The organism is Streptomyces sp. WELS2 (assembly GCF_013870595.1).
Lineage (GTDB): Bacteria > Actinomycetota > Actinomycetes > Streptomycetales > Streptomycetaceae > Streptomyces.
The window spans coordinates 1-7,976 of record NZ_JACBWZ010000240.1; the positions used below are offsets into that span (position 1 = coordinate 1).

Below are 7,976 nucleotides of genomic sequence, written 5' to 3' on the forward strand. Positions count from 1 at the left end.
CCTCCGGACCGAGCCCCGGTTCGGTGCGCTGCATCAGGCGCGCCTCCGGACCGAGCCCCGGGCGATATGGCGGGTGTCGAGGCCGGACAGGCCGCGCACGGCGACGTAGGCCTTCTCGTGTCCGGGCAGCGAGACCCGGCCGCGCAGCACGGCCTCCGGGTCGCGCTCGATGCGGTCGAGCAGCCGGCGGTAGATGCCGGCCATCGCGGCGACGCAGGCTCCGCTGCGCCGGTCGAGCATGGGCAGCAGCCGGTAGCCCTCGGCGAACAGGGCCCGGGCGCGGCGTACTTCGAAGTGGACGAGGCCGGCGAAGTCGGAGCCCTCCGGCGGGGCCGGCGCCCGGAAGCCGGCCGAGCAGCCGAACTTGGCGAGGTCGTCGGCGGGCAGATAGGTGCGGCCGCCGAGCGCGTCCTCGCGGACGTCGCGGAGGATGTTGGTGAGCTGGAGGGCGAGGCCGAGGGTGTCGGCGTACTCGGCCGCGCGCTCGGCGCCGCGCGCGCCGGGTTCGGTGCCGAACACGCCGAGCGAGAGGCGGCCGATGGCACCGGCGACACACCGGCAGTACACCTTGAGGTCGTCCCAGGTCTCGTAGACCTCCCCGCGCACGTCCATCTGGACGCCGTCGATCAGCTCGTCCAGGCCGCCGAGCGGGATCGGGAAGGCCCGCGCGGCGTGGCTGAGGGCGACGGCCACCGGGTCGGTGTCGTCCTCCTCGACCTCCCCGGCGCGGACCCGGGCGAGCAATGCCCGGGTGTCCTCCAGCCGCGTCAGCTTCACCTCGTCGGCCAGGCCGCCGTCGCCGATGTCGTCCACCCGCCGGGAGAACGCGTACAGCGCCGACATGGCGCGTCGCTTGGCCGCCGGCAGCAACCGGATGCCGTAGGCGAAGTTACGGGCCTGCTGCCCGGTGACGGCCTCGCAGTAGCTGTAGGCGGCGAGTACCGGTGCGGACACGTGCGGCGCAGACTCCACGGTCCGGATCACCCCTCTCCTCGCAGGATCACGCCCACCTCACGCAGCAACTGGACCTTGCCGGGTCTGGGCGGGCCGGGAAGTACGTCGTACTCGGCGGCGGTGATCGCTTCGATCGCCGCCCTTCCCCCCGCCACGAACCCCGCGAGCAGGAGCTTCAGCCTGCCGTGGACGCTACCCACCAGGGGAGCGCCTTCATCCAGCAGATCGCGGGCGCGTTGTGCTTCGTATGCAACCAGGGCGCGCACCGATGCGCCCGCGCTTTTTTGGCCAAGATCAGCTTCTTGGACGTGGAAGCGCTTCATGTCCTCGGCCGGCAGGTAGATCCGGTCGCGGCCGAGGTCCTCGGCGACGTCCTGGAGGTGCTCCACGATCTGCAGGGCGGTGCAGATCGCGTCGGACAGCCGGATCCGCTCGGGGGTGGAGGTGCCGGTGACGGCGAGGACGAGGCGGCCGACGGGGTTGGCCGACAGTTCGCAGTAGGCGAGGAGGTCGTCGTAGGTCTCGTACCGGGCGACGAGCTGGTCCTGGCGGTTGGCGGCGATCAGCCCGAGGAACGGCTCGGGGGTGAGGGCGCGGCGCCGGACGGTGGGCTGCAGACGGCGCAGCAGCGGGTGGTGCGGCGTGCCGTCGAAGACGCGCCGCAGGTCCTCCTCGAAGGCGTCGAGGAGGATCAGCCGGTCGGTGGCCTCGGCGGGCGACACGCCGAGCACCCGGGCGTCGGCGCCGCCGGGGGCGAGGTCGCCGTCGCCGATGTCGTCCACCAGGCGGGCGAAGCCGTAGACCGCCATGAGGTCGGCGCGCCAGGCCCGGGGCAGGAAGAAGGGGGCCACCGGGAAGTTCTCGCTCGCGGCCTTGTCCAGGGTGGCGCGCTCCAGGCCGGGCGCCGTATCGGTGGCCGTCATCGGGCGCCGCCCGGGGCGGTGACGGCACACGCCGCGTTGAGCTGGGGCGTTTCCGTAGCCATTGCCGTCACATCTCCCGTTCTACACTGCCGACCCAATACACACTATTTCGGACACGCCGCCCCGCAATACACGAAGACACCTCCGCGAAGGAAGGCGCGCATTATCGCCGCACTTGCCGGTTTCCGGCACCGGTACAGCTTACGTTGTACAACGTGGCGCCCATCGTCGGGGTGTCCCGCACATCACAACAACACACCGATTGGCTCCAAGATTCCTGGACCGGGGCCCAGTTGACGTTTCCTTTGCAGTGGAAGGGCCCCGCCGGACGAAATTCCGACGGGGCCCTGGCCGAAACGGGTCACTTGCCCGTGAACTTCTCGTACTCCTTCAGGACCTCGTCGGTGGGTCCGTCCATCCGCAGTTCACCGCGTTCCAGCCACAACACGCGGTTGCAGGTGTCGCGGATCGACTTGTTGTTGTGGCTGACCAGAAAGACCGTTCCGGCCTCTTTGCGCAGTTCCCGGATGCGTTCCTCGGAGCGCTGCTGGAACTTGCGGTCACCGGTGGCCAGCGCCTCGTCGATCATCAGGACGTCGTGGTCCTTGGCGGCGGCGATGGAGAAACGCAGCCGGGCCGCCATACCGGAGGAGTAGGTGCGCATCGGCAGGGTGATGAAGTCGCCCTTCTCGTTGATGCCGGAGAAGTCGACGATGTCCTGGTAACGCTCCTTGATCTGCTCCCGGGACATACCCATGGCCAGACCGCCCAGGATGACGTTCCGCTCGCCGGTGAGGTCGTTCATCAGGGCCGCGTTCACGCCCAGCAGGGACGGCTGGCCGTCGGTGTAGACCTTGCCCTTCTCGGCGGGCAGCAGGCCGGCCACGGCGCGCAGCAGGGTCGACTTGCCGGAGCCGTTGGAGCCGATCAGGCCGATGGCCTCGCCTCGGTAGGCGGCGAAGGACACGCCGCGCACGGCGTGCACCTTGCGCACGCCCCGCTCCTCGCCGCGCCGGAGGATGCGGCTGAGGGCCGCCGTGGCGCTGCCCTTGCCGCTCCTGGCGCCGTTGACCCGGTAGACGATGTGCAGGTCGTCCGCGATGACCGTCGGGCGCCGGTCCTGGTTGTGCTGCTCAGCCACGGCCGTACCGCTCCTCCGCCTTCCAGAAGTACACGAAGCCGCCGGCGAAGACGACCACGGCCCAGAACAGGGCGATGGCCCACACGTGCGGCGGCAGGTGCGACGAGCCGTAGCCGTCGATCAGGGCGAACCGCATCAGGTCCATGTAGATCGCGACCGGATTGACCTGGAGCGCCCGGACGATCCACTCGGGGCGGCCCGCCAGCATGTTGTTGATCGAGAACATGACACCGGAGGCGTACATCCAGGTACGCAGCAGGAACGGCATCAGCTGCGCGAGGTCCGGCGTCTTGGCGCCCATGCGGGCCACGATCAGCGCCAGTCCGGTGTTGAACAGGAACTGGAGCACCAGCACCGGCACGATCAGCAGCCAGGACAGGCCGGGGTAGCTGCCGAAGCCGACCGACACCAGGAACAGCACCAGCATCGAGAACAGCAGCTGCTGGAGCTGCTGGAGCGAGAAGGAGACGGGCAGCGAGGCGCGCGGGAAGTGCAGGGCGCGCACCAGGCCGAGGTTGCCGGAGATCGCGCGGACGCCGGACATCACCGAGCTCTGGGTGAAGGTGAACACGAACACGCCGGTGACCAGGAACGGGATGTACACGTCCTGGGACATGCCACGGCTGGCGTGCAGGATCAGCCCGAAGATGAAGTAGTACACGGCCGCGTTCAGCAGGGGCGTGGCCACCTGCCAGAGCTGGCCGAGTTTGGCCTGGCTGTACTGGGCGGTCAGCTTGGCCTGGGAGAAGGCCAGGATGAAGTGGCGCCGGCCCCACAGCTGGCGGACGTACTCCACGAGCGAGGGCCGGGCGCCGCTCACGGAGAGCCCGTACTTGGCGGCGAGCTCGGCCGCCGTCAGTCCCGCGTCGGGCGACGCGGCCGCGGTCACCGCGACCGTGCCGTCGTGCATGGTCTCACTCACAGGTGGAAACTTTCGTCTTCGGGTACGCGTGTCTGGTCCGTCCTGCGGGCGGCGGCGCGCGGCGGCACCGGCCCGTCGGGGACGAGCTTGTCAGATGACCGGGGGACGGCCCAGTCGGGTGAGTCGCCATACCGTACGCCAGCGCATCGGGCGGCGGGGACCGCACGGCGTGGTCCAGCCTTCCCTGAAGCCGCCGAACCACGCCTTCAGGGCCGGTCGCGAGGGGCGGCGCGCCAGGGTGAGCAGCAGCCAGACCCCGAGGTAGACCGGGACCAGGGGGGCGGGCAGGTTGCGGCGGGCGAGCCAGACCCGGTTGCGGGCGACCATGCGGTGGTAGACGGCGTGCCGCGAGGGGGCGGTCGTCGGGTGGTACAGCACCATGTCGGACCGGTAGTCGATCATCCAGCCGGCGTCCAGTGCCCGCCAGGCCAGGTCGGTCTCCTCGTGCGCGTAGAAGAACTCGTCCGGCAGGACGCCGACCTCCGCGAAGACGCGGGTGCGCACGGCGTTGGCGCCGCCGAGGAAGGTGGTGACCCGGGAGGAGCGCATCGGGTCGGAGGCGCGCAGCCGGGGCACGTGCCGGCGCTGGGTCTCGCCGGTGTCGGGGTCGGCGATGCGGAAGCTGATGATGCCCAGCTCGGGGTCCGCGGCGAAGGCCTGGCGGCACAGCTCGGCGGTGTCGTGGCGGGCGAGCAGGCCGTCGTCGTCGAGGAAGAGCAATATGTCGACATCGCGGCCGCCGGGCCCGAAGGCCTCTATGCCGACGTTGCGCCCGCCGGGGATGCCCAGGTTCTCGGGCACCTCCACGGTCCGCACACCCTCGGGCACCTCCGGGACGGGCGAGCCGTTGCCGACGACGACGACCTCGACCGGGTCGCCGTCCTGCTTGGCGACGGAGTCGAGCAGGGCCCTCAGCTCCTCGGGCCGGTTGCCCATGGTGATGATGACGGCACCGACCTTCATGGGCGCGCTCACTTCAGCCTGCTCGAGGCGAGGATGGACACCAGGTGCAGCAGGGTCTGCAGCAGGGCGATGCCGGCCAGCACCGCGGTGCCGAGCCGGGTGAAGAACAGGTCGCCGCGGGCCTGGTCCACGATCGCGAGGACGAGGATGAGCAGCGAGGCCTCGATGCCGAGGATCAGCCGGTGGAACTTCAGCGCCGAGGCGGCCCGCCGGGCCAGTGCCATGCCGGAGGAGCGCGGCTCGGACGCGGCCTCCTGCACCGGGGGCTTGCCGGTCTGGTGCCGGGCGACGCCGACCAGGTCGGTCTCTGCCTTGATCAGGATGGCGCCGAGCGCGGCGAGGGTGCCGAGGAAGGCCCACAGCCAGTCGATCCGGCCGGTGCCCCACAGGTCGGCGGCGCGCAGGCCGAGACCGACCAGCACGGCCGCGTCGGTGAGGTAGGCGCCGACCCGGTCCAGGTAGACCCCGCCCAGCGAGTACTGCTGCTTCCAGCGGGCGACCTCGCCGTCGACGCAGTCCAGCAGCAGGTACAGCTGGGTGGCGACCACGCCGAGCACCGCGCCCGGGATGCCCGGCACCAGCAGGGCCGGGGTCGCGAGCACGCCGCAGACGGTCATCAGGTACGTGAGCTGGTTGGGCGTGACCCTGGTGTTGACCAGGTAGCGGTCGACGCGCAGGGACACCTCGCGCATGTAGAGGCGTCCCGCCCAGTGCTCACCGCTGCGCCGGTCCTTGACCCCCGCGGGGTGCACGACCGGACGGAGTTCAGCTACCGATGGCCTTGACATAGTCGGCGTAGATGTCCTTGATCTGGTTCGTCTTGAGGTCGAGGTGTTCGAGGATCGTGTAGCGGCCGGGCCGGGTCTCCGGGGCGAACTCGACCGCGCGGACGAACTCGTCCACCGTGAAGCCGATCTCGTCCGGCAGGACCGGGAGCCCGTGCCGGCGCAGCACCTCGGCCATGTACGCCGACTCCTCGTGGGCGCCGCGCAGATACATCGCGAAGGCGGCGCCGAGGCCGCACTGCTCGCCGTGGGCGGCGGCGCGCCTGGGGTAGAGCAGGTCGAAGGCGTGGTTGATCTCGTGGCAGGCACCCGAGGAGGGGCGGGAGTCGCCCGACACGGACATGGCGATACCGGTGAGGACCAGCGCCTCGGCCAGCACCTGGAGGAAGCCGTCGTCGCCCACTCCGCCGGGGTGCCTGAGCACCGCTTCGCCGGCCTGGCGGGCCATGGCGGCGGCCAGACCGTCGACCTTCTCGCCGTTGACCTGGTGGGACAGCTCCCAGTCCGCGACGGCGGAGATGTTGGAGATGACGTCGCCGATGCCGGAGCGGACGAACCGGACGGGTGCCTCGCGGATCACGTCGAGGTCGATGATGACCGCGATCGGGTTGGGCACGCCGTAGGAGCCGCGGCCCGCGTCGTTGTCGAGGGTCGCGACCGGTGAGCACAGGCCGTCGTGGGCGAGGTTGGTGGCGACGGCGACCAGTGGCAGGCCGACCCGGGACGCCGCGAACTTGGCGCAGTCGATGATCTTGCCGCCGCCGAGGCCGACGACCGCGTCGTAGTGACCGGCCTTGATGTCGCCGGCCAGCCGGATGGCGTCGTCCAGGGTGCCGCCGCCGACCTCGTACCAGGTGGCGCCGGGCGTACACGTGCACCGTACGGGCGCCGGAGGCGTCGGGCGCGCCGACGGCGACCTGGACCCGCACCCCGTCGTCCGGGGGCAGCACCAGCGGAGTCTCCAGGGCGAGTTCGTCGAGGTGGGCGCAGCCGACCTGGTCGCCGGCGCGGACGGCGAGTTCGACCATGGCGGTGCCGGGGACGACGATCCGGCCGGCGACGACGTGGTCGGCGAGCCAGGGGTGGGTGCGTGCCGACAGCCGGCCGGTGAGCACGGCGCCGTCGGTGTCGGCGAGGACGGTGGCGGCGCCGAGCAGCGGGTGGTCGGCGGAGTCGAGTCCGGCGGAGCCGACGTCTCCGGCGGTCGCGGTCGTCTCGGGCCAGAACCGTTCGCGCTGGAAGGCGGTGGTGGGCAGGTCGACGGTGCGGGCGCCGGTGAACAGCGCGGTCCAGTCCACGGCGGCGCCGCCGGTGTACAGCCGGGCGACGGCGGTGAGCAGGGTCTCGGTCTCGTCGCGGTCGCGGCGGGAGGCGGCGGCGAGGACGGCGTCGGTGCCGGTGCCGGTGCCGTCGGGGGTGCCGTCGGCGGTCAGGCAGTCGCGGGCCATGGCGGTCAGCACGGCGTCCGGGCCGACTTCGAGGTAGCGGGTGACGCCCTCGGCGGCGAGGGCGCGGATGCCGTCGTGGAAGCGGACCGCCTCGCGCACGTGCCGCACCCAGTGGTCGGGCGAGGCGATGTCCTGGGTGGCGAGCGCGCCGGTGAGGTTGGAGACGACGGGGACGGTGGCCCGGTGGTAGGTCAGGGACTCGGCGACCGTCCGGAAGGCGGCCAGCATCGGTTCCATCAGGGGCGAGTGGAAGGCGTGCGAGACCGTCAGCCGGCGGCTCCTGCCGAAGCGGGCGGCCACCGCCTCCGCCTCGGCGGTGTCGCCGGAGATCACCACGGAGCGGGGGCCGTTGACGGCGGCGATGCCGACCCGGCCGGTGAGCAGCGGGCGGACCTCCTCCTCGGTGGCGCGTACGGCGAACATCGCGCCGCCCTCGGGCAGCTCCTGCATGAGCCGGCCGCGCGCGGCCACCAGCGTGGTCGCGTCCCCGAGGTCCAGCACGCCCGCCACGTGGGCGGCGGCGATCTCGCCGACGGAGTGCCCGGCCAGGTAGTCGGGGGTGAGCCCCCAGGACTCCAGCAGCCGGTACAGGGCGACTTCGAAGGCGAACAGCGCGGTCTGGGTGCGGGCGGTGCGGTGCAGCGGCCCGGGGTCGTCGCCGAGCACGAGGCCGCGCAGCGCGTCGTCGCCGGTGAGCGCGCAGATCTCGTCGAAGGCGCGGGCGAACACCGGGAACCGCGCGTGCAGTTCGCGGCCCATGCCGGCGCGCTGGGCGCCCTGGCCGGTGAACAGGAAGGCGGTCTGCCGCTGTGGGTGCCGGTGCTGATGTCCGTGCTGGTG

The 7,976-nt window shown here is 71.7% G+C and carries 6 protein-coding genes and 2 pseudogenes; all 8 read right to left on the reverse strand.

The window, feature by feature from the left end:
* Positions 1–33: 33 nt before the first annotated feature.
* The gene (hpnD, locus tag H5J33_RS16160) at positions 34–984 is read right to left on the reverse strand and encodes a presqualene diphosphate synthase HpnD (protein ID WP_181795606.1); all 951 of its coding nucleotides are present in this window, start codon (positions 982–984) and stop codon (positions 34–36) included.
* Positions 981–1,877, reverse strand: coding sequence for a squalene synthase HpnC (hpnC, locus tag H5J33_RS16165; RefSeq protein WP_181795607.1), 897 nt, complete (start codon positions 1,875–1,877; stop codon positions 981–983). Before hpnC ends, hpnD begins: the two co-directional genes overlap by 4 nt.
* 361 nt (positions 1,878–2,238) lie before the next feature.
* Positions 2,239–3,018, reverse strand: coding sequence for an ABC transporter ATP-binding protein (locus H5J33_RS16170; RefSeq protein ID WP_181795608.1), 780 nt, complete (start codon positions 3,016–3,018; stop codon positions 2,239–2,241).
* Positions 3,011–3,940: an ABC transporter permease gene (locus tag H5J33_RS16175; protein WP_181795609.1), complete on the reverse strand. Its 930-nt coding sequence runs from the start codon at positions 3,938–3,940 to the stop codon at positions 3,011–3,013. The genes H5J33_RS16170 and H5J33_RS16175 overlap by 8 nt, the downstream gene beginning before the upstream one ends.
* 90 nt (positions 3,941–4,030) lie before the next feature.
* The gene (locus tag H5J33_RS16180; protein ID WP_181795610.1) at positions 4,031–4,903 is read right to left on the reverse strand and encodes a glycosyltransferase family 2 protein; all 873 of its coding nucleotides are present in this window, start codon (positions 4,901–4,903) and stop codon (positions 4,031–4,033) included.
* 8 nt (positions 4,904–4,911) lie between these two features.
* Complete coding sequence (locus tag H5J33_RS16185; protein WP_181795611.1) at positions 4,912–5,691, reverse strand: CDP-alcohol phosphatidyltransferase family protein; 780 nt, start codon at positions 5,689–5,691, stop codon at positions 4,912–4,914.
* A pseudogene (locus tag H5J33_RS16190) lies at positions 5,669–6,584 on the reverse strand (iron-containing alcohol dehydrogenase family protein); the annotation flags it as partial. The pseudogene H5J33_RS16190 and the gene H5J33_RS16185, both read right to left, overlap by 23 nt.
* A gap of 24 nt (positions 6,585–6,608) precedes the next feature.
* Positions 6,609–7,895, reverse strand: a pseudogene (locus H5J33_RS16195) (acyltransferase domain-containing protein); the annotation flags it as partial.
* Between the last annotated feature and the right edge of the window lie 81 nt (positions 7,896–7,976).

What these genes read in the sequence shown, in the direction of transcription:
- hpnC (WP_181795607.1), bottom strand. Translation starts at nt 1,877, where the DNA reads ATGACGGCCACCGATACGGCGCCCGGCCTGGAGCGCGCCACCCTGGAC.
- H5J33_RS16180 (WP_181795610.1), bottom strand. Translation starts at nt 4,903, where the DNA reads ATGAAGGTCGGTGCCGTCATCATCACCATGGGCAACCGGCCCGAGGAG.
- H5J33_RS16185 (WP_181795611.1), bottom strand. Translation starts at nt 5,691, where the DNA reads ATGTCAAGGCCATCGGTAGCTGAACTCCGTCCGGTCGTGCACCCCGCG.